This is a genomic window from Streptomyces sp. NPDC048718, from assembly GCF_043198875.1.
Lineage (GTDB): Bacteria > Actinomycetota > Actinomycetes > Streptomycetales > Streptomycetaceae > Streptomyces.
This window is the reverse complement of record NZ_JBICVG010000007.1, coordinates 219,601-237,185: the sequence shown is the minus strand read 5'-3', so window position 1 is coordinate 237,185 and position 17,585 is coordinate 219,601. Positions and strand designations below refer to the sequence as shown.

Genomic DNA, 17,585 nt, shown 5'->3' with positions numbered 1-17,585 from the left:
CCCGGTGACGGCGGGTGTTCCCCCCGTCACCGGGCCCTCGGTCGATCATGGAGCGATCAGCGTCACGGAGTGGTCTTGACGGTGATCTTGCCGGCGACGATGTCCGCCTTCGCCTTTTCGACGGCGGCGATGACATCGGCCAGCTTCTTGTACGCCGGGTTCGAGTCGGCCAGGCCGACACCGTCCACGGCGAGGCCGACACGGACCTCACCGGACTGCGGCTTGCCGTCCTTGACCGACTTGATCAGGTTGAAGACGGAACCCTGGACGTCCTTGGTGACCGAGGTCAGGATGTGGTCCTTGTACTGGGCCAGGCCCTTCTGCAGGTACTGGTCCGAGTCGACGCCCACGGCCCACTTGCCGGCCTTGGCGGTGGCCTCGATCGCACCCGAACCGGCGAGACCGGCGGCGGAGTAGATCACGTCGGCGCCCTTGTCGAGCTGGCCCTGCGCGGCGGCCTTGCCGAGGTCCGGCTTCGAGAAGCCGTCCATGTTCGGCGCCTGGGTCAGGTACTGCTTGAGCACCTTGGCCTTGGGGTCGGTGTCCGTGACGCCCTGGACGAAGCCCGCCTCGAACTTCTTGATCAGCGGAACCTCGACACCGCCGATGAAGCCGACCGTGTGGGACTTGGAGACCTTGGCGGCGGCGACGCCGGCCAGGTAGGAGCCCTGCTCCTCGCTGAACACCAGGTTGGCGATGTTCGGGCCGGTCTTCGAGGTGTCGTCGATGATGCCGAAGGTGGTCTTCGGGAACTGCTTGGCGACCTTCGCGACAGCCGGGGCGTAGGCGAAGCCGACACCGATGACCGGGTTGTTGCCCTTGCGCGCCAGCGAGGTCAGACGCTGGATCTTGTCGGCGTCGCTCTCACCGTCGGACGGCTCGGCCTCGGCACCCTTGGCGCCCAGCTCCTTCTCGGCCTTCTGCAGACCCGCGAAGGCGGCATCGTTGAAGGACTGGTCGCCGCGGCCGCCGATGTCGTACGCGATGGCGACCTTGAGGGCCTTGGAGTCGGAGGACGACGAGGGCGAGGAGCTCTCGTCCGACGACGACTTGCCACACGCGGTGGCGGACAGCGCGAGCGCCGCGGAGGCGATGCCCACGGTGGCGATCCTGGTGATCCGGCGCAAGAGGAGGGTCCCTTCAAGACTGACCGAAAGCGCCTCTTCCGGCGCTGGTTTCGCGGCGATCGTAACGCGCGTAGATGTCAGTTAAAGACCCGTTCATGAGTCGTTATCGGATCGACGCGAACCAGCCAGATCACCACGCACCGCACCCATTCCGGCACGGTCCGACATCGTGCCTGGTGAAAGCCGGTACGTCGGGCCCTCAGAAGCCTCGCCAAGCCACCGGACGCTTTCCATCCGGTGGCGGTCATGGCCGAAAATATCCGCATTTGCGACGCCGGGCGGGCTAGGCGGTCGCGTCCAGCAGGACGGCGGCCGTGAACAATTCCACACCCACCGTGATGGCGTACTCGTCGACGTCGAAGTCGCCCGCGTGCAGATCGCGCACCCGGGTCTCGTCGGGGGCGCGCACCCCGAGCCGGGCCATGGCGCCGGGGACGTGCTCCAGATACCAGGAGAAGTCCTCGCCGCCGAGCGACTGCTCGGTGTCCTCGACCGCGTCCGCGCCGAGCCGGGCCGTCATGGCCGCGCGCAGCAGATCGGCGACGGCCGGGTCGTTGACGACCGGCGGGACGCCGCGCACGTAGTCGACGGTCGACTTGGCCCGGTGCAGCGCGGCGACCTCGTCGATGGCCGCGTGGACCAGGTCGGGGGCCTCGCGCCAGGACGGCAGGTCGAGGCAGCGCACGGTGCCGGACAGCTCGGCGTGCTGCGGGATGACGTTCGGGGCGTGACCGGACTCGATCCGGCCCCAGGTCACCGAGAGACCGGAGCGGGCGTCGATCCGGCGGCCGACGACGGCGGGCACGTCGACCGCGACCCGGGCGGCGGCGGTCACCAGGTCGGTGGTCAGGTGCGGGCGGGCGGTGTGCCCGCCGCCACCGGACAGGGTGACTTCGAGCCGGTCGCAGGCGGAGGTGATGGGGCCGTGGCGCAGGCCGATCCGGCCGGCGTCGACCCTCGGGTCGCAGTGCACGGCGATGATCCGGCCGACCCCGTCGAGCACGCCCGCCTCGACCGCGTCGGTGGCGCCGCCGGGCAGCACCTCCTCGGCGGGCTGGAAGATCAGCCGGACCGGCGCGGGCAGCCGGCCCTCGCGGTCGAGCGCGGCGAGGACCAGACCGGCGCCCAGGGCGACGGTGGTGTGGACATCGTGACCGCAGGCGTGCGCGCGGCCGGGCTCGGTGGAGCGGTACGGGACGGTCTTGGTGTCCGGGATCGGCAGCGCGTCGATGTCGGCGCGGATGGCCAGGACGGGACGTCGCTCCCGGCCGAGGCCGTCGGCCGCGGCGCCGCCGTCGCGCGGAGTGCTCCCCCCGGGGTGGTCCCCGTCGTTCCCGCCGCCGTTCTTCCCGTCCCCGCCGTTTTCGTCTCTCCCCCCGCCACTGTCCATGCCGCCGTCCATGCCGCCGTCCACGGTGCCGACGACGCCGCCGATGTCGCACACAAGCCCGGTGCCGCCGGGGAGTACGCGCGGACGCAGCCCGGCGGCCTCCAGTCGGGCCTTGAGCACGGCGGTGGTACGGAACTCCTGCTTGCCGAGCTCGGGGTGCATGTGCAAGTCCCTGCGGAACTCGATCAGTTCGGCGCGCAGGGTTTCGGACAGCTTCCCGGGCAGCGCCGCGGGCGCCGGACCGGGGTCGGGCTCATGGGACTTCAACTGGTTCACCTTGGGAAGGGTATGCCCCTTGGAAGATCAACTACCGCTTGATCGCGAAAACTTCAGCCCGATAGGGGAAAGAAATCGCTCTCTCCAGGCGTGGCTGTCATCCTCACTGGGTATGCCTACCCGAATTCGAGCCTTTCAGTCAGGGGGGCGCTGCCCGCCACCCCGGCCAGGAAGCCGCGCGCCCTCGGCGAGGCGCTCCGTCTGATCCACTCGGGCGCTATCTCGCAGACGGCGACCTTCACACCCGTACCGGCGAGCGCCAGTGGCAGCGTGTGCACGACCGTCGACGGAAAGCTGACGACCGTACGGCCGATCGGGCCCCGGCGGGCGATCAGTTCGAGCGGGAGGTCGGGGCGGACCACTTCGAGTCCGGTCTCGGTGGCGACCCGGTGCAGCTTGTCGGTGCTCTCGCGGCGGTGCGCGAAGTAGCGGGTGGCGCCGTGGGTGCGGGCGAGGACGGTCACGGCCCGCAGATACTCGTCGGGGTCGACCACACCCGTCTCCACCAGGGAGGTGCCGACCAGATCGGCGCCCCGGGTGAGGCGGGGCGGGCCGAAGGCGGCCCGGGTCCAGGCGAAGTCGTTGGCGGTGACGGTGGTTCCGGGCGGTGCCTCGACCGGCAGCGAGGTGAAGATCTCCACCGTGCGATGGCGGCCCGGCGCGAGCTTGCGGCGGGCCAGTGAGGTGACGGGGGCGAGCGCCAGTTCGCGCGGGCCGAGGCTGCCCCGCCGGTGCCAGCGCACCAGGCGCTCGCCGCGCGCGAGCTGGGCCGCGTACTCCATGGTCGCGGTGCCGTCGTCGACGACGGTGACCCGGCGGGGGCCGTAGAGGGTGAGCAGCAGCTGGACGTAGCGCGAGAACGGGTCCCCGACGATCACCCGCTCCGCGGCGCGCAGGGGCCCGGCCAGCTCCCCCAGGGTCCGTACCACCGCGCCCTTGCCCAGCCGGGCGTCCTGCCAGGTGACCGTGACGCCCTCGTCCCGGGCCAGCTGGGCCATCCGGCGCAGCTGGCCGCGGGACATCGGGTCGGTGGGCGCGAGGACGACCACATGGAGGCCGGCATGGGCGAGCGAGGACGGTCGGGGGGCGGGGTCCGCGAGGTCGCCTTCGTCGGGGGTCCCGTGGCGCGCGGCCCCGCCGGCCGGGGTGCCGTCTTCCCGGGGCCCGCCGGCCACCGTCCCGCCGCGCGCGGGCCGCGGCGGGACGGTGGCGAGGGGGCGGGGACGCCCGAGGGCGTCGGCATGGGCCCACTCCAGGACGTTCAGGAGCTGGACCGGGCTCTCGACGAACGCCAGCCGGCCGGTCATACGGCGTCGGTGTCCTGGACCCGGCGGAGCTTCTTCATCGGGCCGAGCTCCGACTCGTAGACCTTCTTCACGCCGTCGCCGAGGGCGGTCTCGATCGCGCGGATGTCGCGGACGAGACGGGCCAGGCCCTGCGGCTCGACGGAGGCGGCCTGGTCGGAGCCCCACATCGCGCGGTCGAGGGTGATGTGGCGCTCGACGAAGGTGGCGCCGAGGGCGACGGCGGCGAGCGTGGTCGACAGGCCGGTCTCGTGGCCGGAGTAGCCGATCGGAACGTTGGGGTACTCGTCCTGGAGCGTCTGGATGACGCGCAGGTTCAGCTCTTCGGCCTTGGCCGGGTAGGTCGAAGTGGCGTGGCAGAGCAGGATGTTGGAGCTTCCGAGGACCTCGACGGCGTGCCGGATCTGCTTCGGGGTGGACATGCCGGTGGAGAGGATCACCGTGCGGCCGGTGGCACGCAGTTCGCGCAGCAGCTCGTCGTCGGTGAGGGAGGCGGAGGCCACCTTGTGGGCGGGCACGTCGAACTTCTCCAGGAAGGCGACGGCCTCGTTGTCCCACGGGGAGGCGAACCAGTCGATGCCGCGCTTCGCGCAGTGCTCGTCGATGGCGCGGTACTCGTCCTCGCCGAACTCGACGCGGTGGCGGTAGTCGATGTACGTCATCCGGCCCCAGGGGGTGTCGCGCTCGATGTCCCACTGGTCGCGCGGGGTGCAGATCTCCGGGGTGCGCTTTTGGAACTTGACGGCGTCGCAGCCGGCTTCGGCGGCCACGTCGATGAGCGCGAGGGCGTTGTCCAGGGAGCCGTTGTGGTTGATGCCGATCTCGCCCGTGACGTAGACGGGGTGGCCGGGGCCGGCGGTCTTGGCGCCGAGGGTGCGCAGACGGGAGTTGCCCATGATGGTGGTTCCTTAAGAAGTGGACGGCTATGCGGGGGTGTTGAGCTCGGGTCCGAGGAGCCAGGCGGCGATCTCGCGGATCGCACCGAAGCCGCCGGGGGCATCGGTGACCGCGCGGGCGGCGGCCCGTACGGAGTCGTGGGCGCTGCCCACCGCGACGGGCCAGCCGACGAGACGGAAGCAGGGCAGGTCGTTGACGTCGTTGCCGGCGTAGAGCACGCGCGCGGGGTCGATGCCGTGCTCGTCGCACCAGTCCTTGAGGGCGAGGTCCTTGCGGTCCACGCCGTGCAGGACCGGGATCCGCAGCTTGCGGGCGCGGGCGGCGACGACGGGGTTTTCTTCGGTGGACAGGATCAGCAGCGGCATTCCGGCGCGGCGCAGGGCGGCGATGCCGAGGCCGTCGCCGCGGTGCACGGAGACGAACTCCCTTCCGTCGGCGTCGATATGGACACGGTCGTCGGTCTGGGTGCCGTCGAAGTCCAGGACGACCGCGTCGATGTCGCCGAAGGCCGGACCGGCCGGCCGGTCCAGGAGCGGCGCGAGGGCGCGGGCGCGGGCGAGGTCGTGCGGGTCGTCGATCTCCAGGACCCGGGCGGGGTCGGTGACGACGAGCGCGGTGCGGCCGAAGAAGCGGTGCCGGTGGGCACGGAAGCCGTCGGTGGCCATCGCGTAGACGGCGCCGGTCTCCAGGTACTCCGCCTCGCGGTCCTGGCGGCGCGGCCGGTGGGCCTTGTCGTGGTTGACGCCGGTGGCGCCATCCGCGCCGCTCTTCCACAGGAAGCCGTGGCTGGGGGCGGCGGTGAAGGCGGTGTCGGCGCCGCCGCCGGCCACCTCGGACGCGACCTGGTCGATCTCCTCCGAGGTGAGGAAGGGGCTGGTGCACTGGACGAGCAGGACGACGTCGGGGGTGCGGCCACGCAGCGCCTCGAAGGTGTCCAGGGCGTGCAGGACGGCGGCCTCGCTGGTGGCCGTGTCGCCGGAGATCCCGGCGGGCCGGCGGACGGCCTCGGCGCCATGGGCGCGGGCGGCGTCCGCGATGGCCTCGTCGTCGGTGGAGACGACGACATCGGTGACGGCGGGCGCGCCGAGGCAGGCGCGGACGGCCCGGCCGACCAGCGCGATCCCGGCGACCGGGGCGAGGTTCTTGCCGGGGACACCCTTGGAGCCGCCCCGGGCGGGGACGACGGCGAGCACGGTGGGGACGGGCAGGGTGGCCGGGGTCGTCGGTGCGGGTGCGGCCGTCGGGGTGGCCTGGTGCGCCGGCGCCGGCTGGTTCGTCGGCGGATCGTTCGTCGGGGCGGGCATCACAGATCTCCCAGGCGTCGGATGACGGGTGCCACGCGCTGGACACCGTGGCGGTAGGCACCGCGCGCCGCCTCGCGGACGATCCGGCGCACACCGCTCGCGCGGGGCGCGGGCGCGGTGACGTCGAGGCGGTGGCGGGCGAGGATGCCGGGCAGATAGCCGCCGGCGGTGGACTTTGTGTAGTACGGGGCGACCGGCGGCAGGGCGGGTCCGGCGAGAAGCCGTGCGACCCGGTCGCGGGCGGCGTCGAAGGCGCGGTCGTACGAGCCGTCGGCGGCCACGCCCTGCCGGTCCAGCCAGTCCTTGTCGGGCTCGGGCACGTTCCCCGCGTCGAGTCCGTCGAAGGAGGTGAGCAGCCCGGAGCCGATGAAGTGGTGGTTGCCGAGCGCCTCGCGCACCCCGAGGTCGGTGAGGATCGCGGTGGGGATCCGCCGGTGCAGGGCTTCGAGGGCGGCCGTGGAGGAGACGGTGACCACGACGTCGCTGCGGTCGAGGACCTCGCCCATGTGCCCGTACACCAGACGGAAGTTGGGCGGCACGTCGAGATCGCGGACGAGCCGCTGGTACGGGAACTCCTCCAGGTGCGTGGTGTGTTCGCCCGGCTTGGAGCGCAGCTTCAGCAGCACCTCGCGGTCGGGACGCCGCCGCGCGTGCTCGATCAGCCGGCGCAGTACGTACGCCCGCTCGGCCCGGGTGACCGGTACGGAGGGCTGGGCGGCGAACACCAGGGTGTCGCGGCCCTCTTCGCGCCGGTACGGGGCTCCGCCGAGGAACGGCAGCGCGGCCTCGACGACGGCCGACGGGTCGGCGCCGACCCCCTCGTACACGGCGCGGAAACGGTCCGCGTCGTGACGGGAGTTGGCGAGCACGACATCGGCGCCGTGGCGCAGCAGCAGACCGTCGGCGAGCTTCTCGTAGACGACGCCGACATAGCCGGTGACGAGCACCGGGCGGCGGTCCAGGGCGAGTTCGGAGATGCCCTGGAGCAGGGCGCGCACGGTGCCGCCGACGAGGGCGAGCACGATCACGTCGTATCCCTCGCCGCGGTCGGCCGCGGCGCGTACCTCGCGCAGGAACTCCGCTCCCGTCACCTCGCGCGGCGCGACGGGAGAGACCCCGGTCTCGGCGAGCTGGCGGGTGGTGGGGGTGGCGCGGCCGCGCAGCACGAAGCCGGTGGGCCCGGCCGGTGCGGCGGACTGGGCCGATCCGGGGGCGGCTCCGGGGGCTCCGGGGGCTCCGGCATTCTCGGCGCTTCCCGGGAATTCCGCGGTGATTCTGCGTGCGGTGAGCACGCCCCATTTCCACCGCGTGTCGGAATCGGCGAGAACGGCGACGCGCACCGCTCGTTCGGTACGTGAGGACACGTCGAGGACGCTAGGAGGGATACGGGATTCGCGGCCCAACACGGCTGCAACAAAGGGTGAACAGCATCGATCCGCCGAGCGGGAAACGGACAGAAAGGGGCCGGGAAGGGGTCGGGAACAAGGGCGGTTAAGAGGCCCGCCGCTTCGTGTTCACCGCTCGTCCCCTTTCCGGTCAGGGCGAATGCCGGGGCGCCGCCTAGCGTCGGCCGGGTGGTCAAGCTCTCCGTCGTCGTGCCGTTCCACAACGTGCAGACATACGCCTCCGACACCCTGCGAAGCCTGCGCGCGAACGCCCGCGAGGACTTCGAGTTCCTGCTCGTCGACGACTGTTCGACGGACGGGACCACCGAACTCCTGGCCCGTGCCGAACAGGAGATCCCCGGCGCGCGGCTGCTCAGGCACCCACGCAACAAGGGTCTCGCCACCGCCCGCAACACCGGCCTGGACGCCGCCCGCGGCGCGTATCTGACCTTCCTCGACGGGGACGACTGGCTCTCCTCCGGCTACTACGCCCGTCTCGTCGCCGATCTCGACGCCCTGGACTGCGACTTCCTGCGCGTCGACCATGTGCAGGTCACCGGCCGCAAGCGGTCGGTGCGGCGGGTGCCGGTGGGGCGGCGCGACGAGGTGCTGAGCCCGCGCGACGTGATCCTTCCCTCGGACCGGAGCACGGCCGTGGACTATCCGTACGCCTGGGCCGGGATCTACCGGCGGCGGCTGCTCGACCGTGGGCTGCTGCACTTCACCGACGGGCTGCGCACGGCCGAGGACCGGCCGTGGATCTGGCGGCTGCACCGGGAAGCGGAATCCTTCGCCGTGACCGGGGAACCCGGAATCTTCTACCGGCGCGGAGTCGCCACCTCGCTCACCCAGATCGGCGATGTCCGGCAACTCGATTTCCTGCGCGCTTTCGACCAGGTCATCGAGGAGACCAGCGCGGATCCGGAGGCGGATCTGCTTCTTCCCAAAGCGGTCCGCACCTATTGCGCGGTGATTTCCCATCACCTCGGGAACAGCGAGCGATTCGAGCCGCGGGTGGCCCGGGAATTGCGGATCCGGAGCGCGGCGGCCCTGCGCCGGCTGCCGCAGGACGTGCTCGCGGAGACACTGGCGGCGATGGGCGAGGACCGCGCGGGCCCGCTGCGGCGGCTCAAGCGCCGGCGTCCCGTCCTCGGCGCGCCGGCCGCCGATCCGGTCGTCGACCCGGCCGTCGACCCGGCCACCCCGGTCCACCAGGAGACGAGCACCGCATGAGCAGCCGTACGAACCACCCCACCAGCACCAGCACCGGCACCGGCACCGGCACCGGCACCACGCAGATCTTCTACGTCTCCACCCTGTACGGCGCCGCGACGCTGGCCGCCGCCCTCGACAGCGGCTGCTTCGCGCCGGCCGGACGGCGGCTGCTGCTCGTCTCCACCAACGCGTCCGTGCCGGAGACCACCACCCCCGTCCACCGGATGCCCGGCTTCGAGCGGCTGCGCGGCCGCTTCGACGAGATCCTCGACTGGAACGCGACGATCGAGCCGCTGCACCCGGGCGGCTGGACCCCCCGCGCGGACGATCTGCCCCTGCTCCAGCGGTATGTGCGTCGGCTGTGGGGACTCGGCGAGGGCCCCGGTCACCGGGTCGAACTCGTCGTGGAATCCCTCCAGGTGGCGCCCGCCCTGACGATCGCCCGGCTGCTGCCGGAGGCGGCGATCCATGTGTACGCGGACGGGCTGATGAGCTACGGCCCCACCCGTAACAAGATCGATCCGCTGGTCGGCGAGCGGGTCCGGCGGCTGCTGCACCTGGATCTGGTGCCGGGCCTGAAGCCGCTGCTGCTCGCGGAGTTCGGGGCGGTCGCCGAGGCCGTACCGGCGAAGGCGTTCACCAAGGTCGTCGAGGAGCTGGCGGGGCCAGGGCCGGAGGCGGGCGAGGAGGAGAAGAAGGGCGCGGAAGCGGAGCCCGGACCGGCGCTGCTGCTCGGCCAGTACCTGGCGGCCCTCTCCCTCCTCACCCCCGAGGAGGAGGGCGACCTGCATCTGCGGATGGTGCGCGGCGCGATCGCCCGAGGCCACCGCCGACTGGTCTTCAAGCCGCACCCGAGCGCCCCCGACGCCTGGTCCGCGGCGCTGGTCCGGGAGGCGGCGGCGCTCGGCGCCGAACTGACCGTCCTGGACCGTCCGGTGCTCGCCGAGGTGCTGTACGGGGAGCTGCGGCCCGCGCTCGTGGTGGGCTGCTTCTCGACGGCGCTGTTCACGGCGAGCGCCTTCTACGGGATCCCGACGGCGAAGGTCGGCACCCGGCCGCTGCTCGCCCGGCTCACGCCGTACGCCAACAGCAACCGGATCCCCCTCGTCCTCGCGGACGCGCTCGTACCGGATCTGGAGGAGGATCCGGCGGGCGCCGGGCCTTCGCCCCTGACCAGGACCGCGCTCGCGGACCTGGTGGCGGCAGTCGGGTTCGTGATGCAGTCGAAGCTGCGGCCGGACCTGCGGGACGCGGCCGTACGTCATCTGGCCGGCCCGCACGCGGCCGTCACCCGGGAGCACGTCACCCTGCGCCGGCTGACCTCGCTCGGGCTGCCTGGCGGACTGCCGGTCCCCCGCCACCCGGGTCTGCGCCGGCTGGCCCGCCGCGCCCTGAAGCTGCGGCGGCGGGCCCTGCGGGCGGCGGCCTCGGTCCGGCGCGGCTGACCGAGGCGGCCGGCCGAGGAGGTCGACCACCGCGCCGGACCGACACCCGCGTCGGGTACGGCCGGGTCAGACCCGGCTGACCGGCTCCTGGATCTCGGTGACCCAGCCGGCCGGGTCCTCGGGGCACTCCAGGTAGAGCTCGCGGGCGTATCCGGCCGACCGGTAGCCGTTGGCGCCGATCCAGGCGGCCAGGGTCTGCTCGGTCGGCAGGATGCCGTCCATGGAGCCCCGGTGGACGATGGTGGCGGCCTGCTCGACACCCGGCAGGACGTGCACCAGCACGCCCTCCGCGACCGTCCCCTCCGGGACGGTCATCCCGGCGTGCACGACGACCGAGCCGTCGCCCCGGCCCGCGTCCTCGTAGTACGCGATGCCCGGGCCGAACCCGGTGACGCCCGCCGCCTCCAGGCGGGCGCACAGCTCCTCGTACAGCGGGCCGATGACCGGCGTGATGTCCTTCGGGCCGAAGCCGGCCGCGGCGGCGCTCAGCTCCGCGATCCGGACCGCCGGGATCTTCTTGACGACGACGTCCTGCGTGGACATGTGTCCCTCGCTCTCGATGGCTCGGAGCCGCGCGCCGACCTGGGCGAGCCGGGCCCGCGCCTCGTCCAGGGCCGATTCCAGTTCGGCCTGGCGCAGCCGCAGCATCCCGCGCAGCTCGTCCGCGCCGATCTCGTCGTCGAGGATGGCCCCCACCTGTTCCAGGGTGAAGCCGAGTTCCTTGAGCGCGATGACGCGGTTGAGCCGGGCGAGCTGGTCCGCCGTGTAGTGGCGGTAGCCGCTGTGCGGGTCGACACGGGCCGGGCGCAGCAGTCCGATGGCGTCGTAGTGGCGCAGCATGCGGACCGACACCCGCCCGTACCGGGCGAAGTCTCCGATGGTGAACATGACGACTCCTACGGGAGCGCCTCACACGGTGTCAGGGTCAACCGGTGGGCTCGCTACGAGGGGTCGGGAGAACGTGTGACGAGGGAGGCGAGGGAACGAGGGAGGCGAGGGAACGAGGGGGACGTGTCCGGGTCAGGCCGCGCTGCTCAGCGAGAGCTTCACGGCGAAGCCGAGGAAGAGCGCCCCGGCTGCCGAGGTCGCCCCGGCGGACAGCCGCTTGCGGCGGCGGAAGGCGGCGGCGAGCCGCGTACCGCTGAAGATCAGGGTGGTGAGGTAGAGGAAGCTGCCGATCTGCAGCAGCGTGCCCAGGACCAGGAAGGACAGCGCCGGGTAGGCGTAGGACGGGTCGACGAACTGCACGAAGAAGGAGATCAGGAAGAGGATCGCCTTCGGGTTGAACAGGCTGATGACCAGGGCCCTGCGGTACGGGTGCTCCGCCGCCTCGGCCGCCTTTGACGCCTGGGCGATCTCCGCCGCGACGGACTCGGCCGGTTCCCGCTCCTGGTGGTGCGCGCGCCACATGGAGATCGCCGAGCGCATCATCCCGTACGCCATCCAGGTCAGATAGGCCGCGCCCGCGTACTTCACGACGAGGAAGAGCACGGGCGTGGTCTGGAGGAGCGAGGCCGCGCCGAGGGCGGCGAGGGTCATCAGGACCGTGTCGCCGGTGAAGACGCCGGCGGCGGCCTTGTAGCCGGTCCGGGTGCCCTTGCGGGCGGCGACGGACAGCACGTAGAGGGAGTTCGGCCCCGGCAGGAGGATGATGACGGCGAGGCCGGCGAGATAGGTCGGCAGATCGGTGACACCCAGCATGATGCGGAGTGTCGCACACCAGTACGAGGTTCCGCTTTCGGGTTTCAGCAGGCGGAACCGACTGCCGGAGGGCGCCCGGAGAACGCCCGTACGGCGCCCGGAATACGGCCCGGGGAGGCCGCCGGAAGAGGCGGCCGGAAGAGGCGGCCGGGAGCACGGACCGAAAGGCCGCCGGCGCGCAGTCGGCGGCCTTTCGGAAGGCATGGGAAAACGTCGGTCAGAAGGCGTCCGTCGGCACGTACGTGCCCCACACCTCGCGCAGCGCGTCGCACACCTCGCCGACCGTGGCCCGCGCCTTCAGCGCCTTCTTCATCGGGTACAGGACGTTGTCCGTCCCCTCCGCCGCCTTCTTCAGCTCCGCCAGCGCCGCGTCGACGGCCGCCTGGTCGCGCCCGGCGCGCAGCACGGCGAGCCGCTCGGCCTGCTGCGCCTCGATCGCCGGGTCGACGCGCAGCGGCTCGTACGGCTCCTCGACGTCGATCGTGTAGCGGTTGACGCCCACGACGACCCGCTCGCCGGAGTCCGTCTCCTGCGCGACGCGGTACGCCGAGCGCTCGATCTCGCTCTTCTGGAAACCGCGCTCGATCGCGTCGACCGCGCCGCCCAGCTCCTCGACCTTCGTCATCAGCTCGACCGCCGCGGCCTCGACCTCGTCGGTCATCCGCTCGACCACGTAGCTGCCCGCGAACGGGTCGACGGTGGCGGTGACGTCGGTCTCATACGCGAGGACCTGCTGGGTGCGCAGCGCGAGCCGGGCCGACTTGTCCGTCGGCAGCGCGATGGCCTCGTCGAAGGAGTTGGTGTGCAGCGACTGCGTGCCGCCGAGGACGGCCGCGAGCCCCTGCACCGCGACCCGCACCAGGTTGACCTCGGGCTGCTGGGCGGTGAGCTGCACGCCGGCGGTCTGCGTGTGGAAGCGCAGCATCAGCGACTTCGGGTTCTTCGCCCCGAACTCCTCCTTCATCACCCGCGCCCAGATCCGGCGGGCCGCGCGGAACTTCGCGACCTCCTCCAGGATCGTCGTCCGCGCCACGAAGAAGAACGACAGACGCGGCGCGAAGTCGTCCACGTCCATGCCGGCGGCGACGGCCGTCCGGACGTACTCGATGCCGTCCGCGAGCGTGAACGCGATCTCCTGCGCGGGCGAGGCGCCGGCCTCGGCCATGTGGTAGCCGGAGATCGAGATGGTGTTCCACTTCGGGATCTCGGCCTTGCAGTACTTGAAGATGTCCGCGATCAGCCGCAGCGACGGCTTGGGCGGGAAGATGTACGTGCCGCGGGCGATGTACTCCTTCAGCACGTCGTTCTGGATCGTGCCGGTCAGCTTCTCCGCCGGGACGCCCTGCTCCTCGGCGACCAGCTGGTACATCAGGAGCAGCAGCGACGCGGGGGCGTTGATGGTCATCGACGTGGAGACCTTGTCCAGCGGGATGCCGTCGAACAGCACCCGCATGTCGTCGACCGAGTCGATCGCCACTCCGACCTTGCCGACCTCGCCGTGCGACAGCGGCGCGTCGGAGTCGTGGCCCATCTGGGTCGGCAGGTCGAAGGCGACCGACAGACCCATGGTGCCGTTGTCGATGAGCTGCTTGTAACGGGCGTTGGACTCCACGGCGGTGCCGAAGCCCGCGTACTGGCGCATGGTCCACGGCCGACCGGTGTACATCGACGGGTACACACCCCGGGTGAAGGGGTACGCGCCCGGCTCGCCCAGCTTCTCGGCCGGATCCCAGCCCTCCAGGGCGTCCGGCCCGTACACCGGTTCGATGGGCAGTCCGGACTCCGACTCGCGCGCCATGTGCTGTGCCTCCCGATCAACCGCTGCTGCTCAGCGGCAAACTCAACCGCTACTCGTGGGTACCGACCCCTCGCGACGGACTGTAGTGCCGGGCGTACCGGCCGGAGGAGAGCAGCCCGCTGGGACCTTCCTCACAGCATGCCCGTCTCGGTTCGGTCACGTGCGCAACCGCGCGCGGCGGGGAAGCATCCCTTGGGTACACACGACTTGGTGCACACGACGTGGCACACACGGTTTGCGCGGCTATCCGGGGGGACACCGATGAAACGTTCGTCGTCCGTCATACGTGCGGCGGTCCTGGCCGCCGCGGCCGTCGCCCTGGCGGCGGGCTGCGATCCGGGGCAGGGGGCCACCGCGGGGGCGGGCGGGGGCGCGTCCTCCGCGTCGGCGTCCGCTTCCGCGCCGGCGGCGGTGCCGTCCGGGAAGCCGGCCGGAACGCCGACGGACGACGCCAAGCCCTCCTCCCCCGCTCCCGCTCCCTCCGCCTCCTCCGCCAAGCCCACGGCCACGGCCACGCCTTCTCCGTCGCCTTCCGCGAAGGTCCTGATGGCCGAGGGTGCCGAGAGCGCGCGGGTCCGTGAACTCCAGGCGCGGCTGCGGCAGGCCGGCGTCTTCGGCCGGGCGCCCACCGGCTTCTACGGCTCGATCACCACGGCCGCGGTGCGCGCCTTCCAGAAGAAGCACGGGCTGCCGGCGACCGGCTCGGTCGACCAGACCACCTGGGACCGGCTGGTCGCGGGGACGCACCGGCCGACCACCGCCGAGCTGACCCCGCCGACCACCAACACCCTCGACAAGCCCGATCCGCGCTGTCTGACCGGGCGGGTGCTGTGCGTCAGCAAGGAGAGCCGGACGCTCGCCTGGATGATCGACGGCAAGGTCGTCTCGGCGATGGACGTGCGCTTCGGCTCGGAGAACACCCCGACCCGCGAGGGCACCTTCCGGGTGGAGTGGAAGGCCCGGGACTGGACGTCGACGATCTACCACACGCCGATGCCGTACTCGATGTTCTTCAGCCGGGGCCAGGCCGTGCACTACTCGCCCGACTTCGCGGCCCGCGGCTACGCCGGCGCGTCGCACGGCTGCGTCAACGTCCGGGACAGGGCGAAGCTCGCGCGCGTCTTCGACCAGGTGAAGGTCGGCGACAAGGTCGTCGTCCACTGGTGACGTGCCGTGAAGTGGAGGAACGGCAGCGGGAGAGGAAGGGGCGCGGGCGGGTCCGGGGGAACGTGACCCGCCCGCGCCAGGTGCGCCGAGCCGGAGGTACGGGGGGAACCCCGGCTCTGTGCGCTCGCCGATGACCAGTCGGCTCACTCTCTACTGCGTCTCGGGGCCGGAAAGTGTCACACCCTCCGGCATATGCCTTCCGGTGGAGACGCCGGGAGCGGGCACGTCAGGCGAGGGCGAGGGTGGGTTCGCGCTGTTTGACTTGGTCGTTCTGGCGGTCGTTCGGGCTGTTCTTGTTGCCCTGGCTGTTGCCGTTGCTCTTGTTGCCACTGTTGTTGTGGCCGGCCTGGCTGTTTCCGGCGGACTGCCCGTGGTTCCCGCCGTTGCTGCTGTTGTTGCTGTTGCTGTTGTTGCTGTTGCTGTTGTTCTTGCCGCTCCCGCTGCCGTGCCCGTTCCCGTTCCCGTTGCTGTTCCCGTGCCCGTTGCCGCCGTTGCCGTCGCCATCGGAATCGCCTCCGTCGGAACCGGAGCCGCCGCCGTTCCCGGAGTTGCTGCCGGAGCCGGAGCCGGAGTTGGAGCCTGATCCGTTCCCGTTCCCGCTGCCGTTCCCGGAGTTGTTGCCGTTGCCCGAGCCGCCGCCGTTCCCGGAGTGCGTACGCCCGCTGGTCGGCGTACGTCCGGCCGGGGGTGTCGCCGACGGGCCGGAAGCCCCGGACAGCAGCCGGTCGCAGTAGCGCTTGACGGTCTCACCGTTGCGGAGCAGGGTGCCAAGCCGCTGCCGCCCGTTCGCCGCGAGCGTGCCCGCGCGGTAGTCGCGGCAGGCCTGGAGCACCCGGGCGCGTTCGGCGGTGCCACTCCCGTCCTCGTCCTCGTCCCCGTCCCCGTCCTCTTCCGGGTCGGTCCCGGTGCCCGTGCCGGGCTCGTCGGCGGTGCCGCCGGGCCGGGCCGGGCCGGTGCCCGGGCCGGAGGTCGTACCGGGCGTGGCGGACGACCCGCCGGAACCCCCGGAGGACGTCGCGGGCAGTTCGGTGCCGACGCCGCCGGCCGTGCCGGAGGCGTTCGGGCCGGCGGTCTGGGCGGCACTGACCGAGTCGCCCGCCGGGTGGGAGGTCAGCGGCAGGACACCCGTACCCGCGGCGACGGCGACCCCGCCGACCGTGACGGCGGCGAACGCGGCGGCCAGCCCGTACCGCAGCGAACGTCCCCAGCGGCGGGACCCGGCGGCGGGCCCGAGCCGGACGGCGCCGAGGTCGGTCGCCCGGCCCGGCCCAATTGCCCCGGCCGACAGAGGTTTGGCACCGGTCCCCCGCCCCGCGGCGGATGCCCGGAAGGCGGCCAAGGCGGCTGCCTCGCCGGGGAGTTCGCCGTCGGGACCGACGGGGGTCAGGGGTGGTGGCGTACGGGCCGATTCGAGGGCGCTCGCGAGGAGCCGGGCCTGGTCGCGGGCCTCGTCGCTCGGGGGGTCGACGGGCTCACCGCGCAGCAGCCGCTCCGAGGTCTCCTGGTCGAGCCATGCATACCGCTCGTCGGCCATCACATGTCCTTCTGCGTCCGCGCGCGTGTTTGCGTCACACGTCCGGGGGGCGGGGCTCCGGCCCGTACGGCGCGCTGGGCGGGCACGGCGCCGAACGGTCCGGTGTCGTCGGCGCCGCCGTCCGGGCCGGAAGCGCCGAGGAGTTCGGCGAGTTTCCTCAGTCCGCGGTGGGCGGCGGTGCGTACGGCGCCGGGGCGCTTGCCGAGGGTGTCGGCGGCGCTCTTGGCGTCCAGACCGACGACGACGCGCAGCACCACGGCCTCGGCCTGATCCTGGGGCAGTTGGGCGATGAGATGCATGGTGTGGCCGGTGGCCAGGGCCTCCAGCGCCTCGTCCGCGGTGTCGGACTCGGCGGGTGTGTCGGTGAGTTCGGTCTCGTCGCCGCCGACGGCGGGACGGCGGCCGCGCATCCGGATGTGGTCGAGGGCGCGGTTGCGGGCGATCCGGGCGGCCCAGCCGCGGAAGCGGTCGGCGTCGCCGGTGAAACGGTCGAGGTCGCGGGCGATCTGGAGCCAGCTCTCGGAGGTGACGTCCTCGGCGTCGGCTTCGCCGACGAGGGTGCGCACGTAGCCGAGGAGCCGTGGATGCACCGCGTGGTACACGGCGCGGAATGCCCGCTCGTCGCCGTTCCGCGCGGCGAGCACTGCGGCCGTCAGCTCCGCCTCGTCCCCCAGCACTCCCCACACCTGTCCGTCGTCGCGCTCATCGTGGCCGGTGGTCACCGCCACGCCGCCCCCCGGCGCAGCAGAACGCTACGTCGTCTCCGGGCACCGCGTCCACGCGGTCCGGAACTTTGTACAACGCGCAACTTCCCGGTCGGATGCCCGGGTCGGGGTGGGGTGTGACAGAAATCGGGGCGACGGCGCTGTAAGGAATACGGAGCCGCCTCGGCGACTCCACGGTTGACGACCGGGGCCTCTCCTGTGGGGGGTGGCGGCCTCGGTCGTCTTCCATTTCCGGGTCACTCCGGCAGGCTCCTGCTCAGCGGGAGTGCGTCGCGCGCCGGGCGTCCGCCGGGCGTTCTTGAGCCAGGACACGTAGT

14 protein-coding genes are annotated in these 17,585 nt (G+C 72.2%); 3 read left to right on the top strand and 11 right to left on the bottom strand.

Annotated elements, in window-relative coordinates:
- Positions 1 to 62 precede the first annotated feature (62 nt).
- The 6 genes from ACGFRB_RS15755 to ACGFRB_RS15730 form a co-directional block, all read right to left on the bottom strand.
- Complete coding sequence (locus tag ACGFRB_RS15755) at positions 63 to 1,127, bottom strand: BMP family ABC transporter substrate-binding protein (RefSeq protein ID WP_363006862.1); 1,065 nt, start codon at positions 1,125 to 1,127, stop codon at positions 63 to 65.
- A 283-nt stretch (positions 1,128 to 1,410) separates the two neighbouring features.
- A complete protein-coding gene (locus ACGFRB_RS15750; RefSeq protein WP_393243399.1) occupies positions 1,411 to 2,793 on the bottom strand; it encodes an amidohydrolase in 1,383 nt (460 codons plus the stop codon).
- A 116-nt stretch (positions 2,794 to 2,909) separates the two neighbouring features.
- The gene (locus ACGFRB_RS15745) at positions 2,910 to 4,100 is read right to left on the bottom strand and encodes a hypothetical protein (protein WP_393243397.1); all 1,191 of its coding nucleotides are present in this window, start codon (positions 4,098 to 4,100) and stop codon (positions 2,910 to 2,912) included.
- The gene (locus ACGFRB_RS15740) at positions 4,097 to 4,993 is read right to left on the bottom strand and encodes an N-acetylneuraminate synthase family protein (RefSeq protein ID WP_393243395.1); all 897 of its coding nucleotides are present in this window, start codon (positions 4,991 to 4,993) and stop codon (positions 4,097 to 4,099) included. The genes ACGFRB_RS15745 and ACGFRB_RS15740 overlap by 4 nt, the downstream gene beginning before the upstream one ends.
- Positions 4,994 to 5,020: 27 nt before the next feature.
- Entirely contained in the window at positions 5,021 to 6,298 is a 1,278-nt protein-coding gene (locus tag ACGFRB_RS15735) for a cytidylyltransferase domain-containing protein (protein ID WP_393243393.1), read from the bottom strand.
- Positions 6,298 to 7,662, bottom strand: a complete 1,365-nt coding sequence (locus tag ACGFRB_RS15730; protein ID WP_393243391.1) for a DUF6716 putative glycosyltransferase — start codon at positions 7,660 to 7,662, stop codon at positions 6,298 to 6,300. The genes ACGFRB_RS15735 and ACGFRB_RS15730 overlap by 1 nt, the downstream gene beginning before the upstream one ends.
- 210 nt (positions 7,663 to 7,872) lie before the next feature.
- Between ACGFRB_RS15730 and ACGFRB_RS15725 the strand changes: the two genes are divergently transcribed.
- Complete coding sequence (locus ACGFRB_RS15725; RefSeq protein ID WP_393243389.1) at positions 7,873 to 8,916, top strand: glycosyltransferase family 2 protein; 1,044 nt, start codon at positions 7,873 to 7,875, stop codon at positions 8,914 to 8,916.
- Positions 8,913 to 10,343, top strand: a complete 1,431-nt coding sequence (locus ACGFRB_RS15720; protein WP_393243387.1) for an alpha-2,8-polysialyltransferase family protein — start codon at positions 8,913 to 8,915, stop codon at positions 10,341 to 10,343. The genes ACGFRB_RS15725 and ACGFRB_RS15720 overlap by 4 nt, the downstream gene beginning before the upstream one ends.
- Positions 10,344 to 10,409: 66 nt before the next feature.
- On the opposite strand, the gene ACGFRB_RS15715 is transcribed toward ACGFRB_RS15720, so the two are convergent.
- The 3 genes from ACGFRB_RS15715 to ACGFRB_RS15705 all read right to left on the bottom strand — a co-directional run bounded on the left by ACGFRB_RS15715 (position 10,410) and on the right by ACGFRB_RS15705 (position 13,842).
- Complete coding sequence (locus ACGFRB_RS15715; RefSeq protein WP_393243385.1) at positions 10,410 to 11,231, bottom strand: MerR family transcriptional regulator; 822 nt, start codon at positions 11,229 to 11,231, stop codon at positions 10,410 to 10,412.
- Between the two features lie 132 nt (positions 11,232 to 11,363).
- Positions 11,364 to 12,044, bottom strand: a complete 681-nt coding sequence (gene leuE, locus ACGFRB_RS15710; protein ID WP_363006844.1) for a leucine efflux protein LeuE — start codon at positions 12,042 to 12,044, stop codon at positions 11,364 to 11,366.
- A gap of 217 nt (positions 12,045 to 12,261) precedes the next feature.
- Complete coding sequence (locus ACGFRB_RS15705) at positions 12,262 to 13,842, bottom strand: methylmalonyl-CoA mutase (protein ID WP_393243383.1); 1,581 nt, start codon at positions 13,840 to 13,842, stop codon at positions 12,262 to 12,264.
- A gap of 261 nt (positions 13,843 to 14,103) precedes the next feature.
- On the opposite strand from ACGFRB_RS15705, the gene ACGFRB_RS15700 reads away from it, so the two are divergent.
- Positions 14,104 to 15,009, top strand: coding sequence for a peptidoglycan-binding protein (locus ACGFRB_RS15700; protein WP_393243381.1), 906 nt, complete (start codon positions 14,104 to 14,106; stop codon positions 15,007 to 15,009).
- A 226-nt stretch (positions 15,010 to 15,235) separates the two neighbouring features.
- Here the strand turns inward: ACGFRB_RS15700 and ACGFRB_RS15695 are convergent, their stop codons facing one another.
- Positions 15,236 to 16,543 carry a hypothetical protein gene (locus ACGFRB_RS15695; RefSeq protein ID WP_393243379.1) on the bottom strand — a complete coding sequence of 436 codons (1,308 nt, stop codon included), beginning with the start codon at positions 16,541 to 16,543 and terminating at the stop codon, positions 15,236 to 15,238.
- A complete protein-coding gene (locus ACGFRB_RS15690) occupies positions 16,543 to 17,220 on the bottom strand; it encodes an RNA polymerase sigma factor (protein ID WP_363007008.1) in 678 nt (225 codons plus the stop codon). The genes ACGFRB_RS15695 and ACGFRB_RS15690 overlap by 1 nt, the downstream gene beginning before the upstream one ends.
- Between the last annotated feature and the right edge of the window lie 365 nt (positions 17,221 to 17,585).

Excerpts from the sequence above, each read along its gene's own strand:
- ACGFRB_RS15745 (WP_393243397.1), bottom strand. The coding sequence starts at position 4,100 with ATGACCGGCCGGCTGGCGTTCGTCGAGAGCCCGGTCCAGCTCCTGAAC.
- ACGFRB_RS15740 (WP_393243395.1), bottom strand. The coding sequence starts at position 4,993 with ATGGGCAACTCCCGTCTGCGCACCCTCGGCGCCAAGACCGCCGGCCCC.
- ACGFRB_RS15735 (WP_393243393.1), bottom strand. The coding sequence starts at position 6,298 with ATGCCCGCCCCGACGAACGATCCGCCGACGAACCAGCCGGCGCCGGCG.
- ACGFRB_RS15720 (WP_393243387.1), top strand. The coding sequence starts at position 8,913 with ATGAGCAGCCGTACGAACCACCCCACCAGCACCAGCACCGGCACCGGC.
- ACGFRB_RS15715 (WP_393243385.1), bottom strand. The coding sequence starts at position 11,231 with ATGTTCACCATCGGAGACTTCGCCCGGTACGGGCGGGTGTCGGTCCGC.
- leuE (WP_363006844.1), bottom strand. The coding sequence starts at position 12,044 with ATGCTGGGTGTCACCGATCTGCCGACCTATCTCGCCGGCCTCGCCGTC.
- ACGFRB_RS15705 (WP_393243383.1), bottom strand. The coding sequence starts at position 13,842 with ATGGCGCGCGAGTCGGAGTCCGGACTGCCCATCGAACCGGTGTACGGG.
- ACGFRB_RS15700 (WP_393243381.1), top strand. The coding sequence starts at position 14,104 with ATGAAACGTTCGTCGTCCGTCATACGTGCGGCGGTCCTGGCCGCCGCG.
- ACGFRB_RS15695 (WP_393243379.1), bottom strand. The coding sequence starts at position 16,543 with ATGGCCGACGAGCGGTATGCATGGCTCGACCAGGAGACCTCGGAGCGG.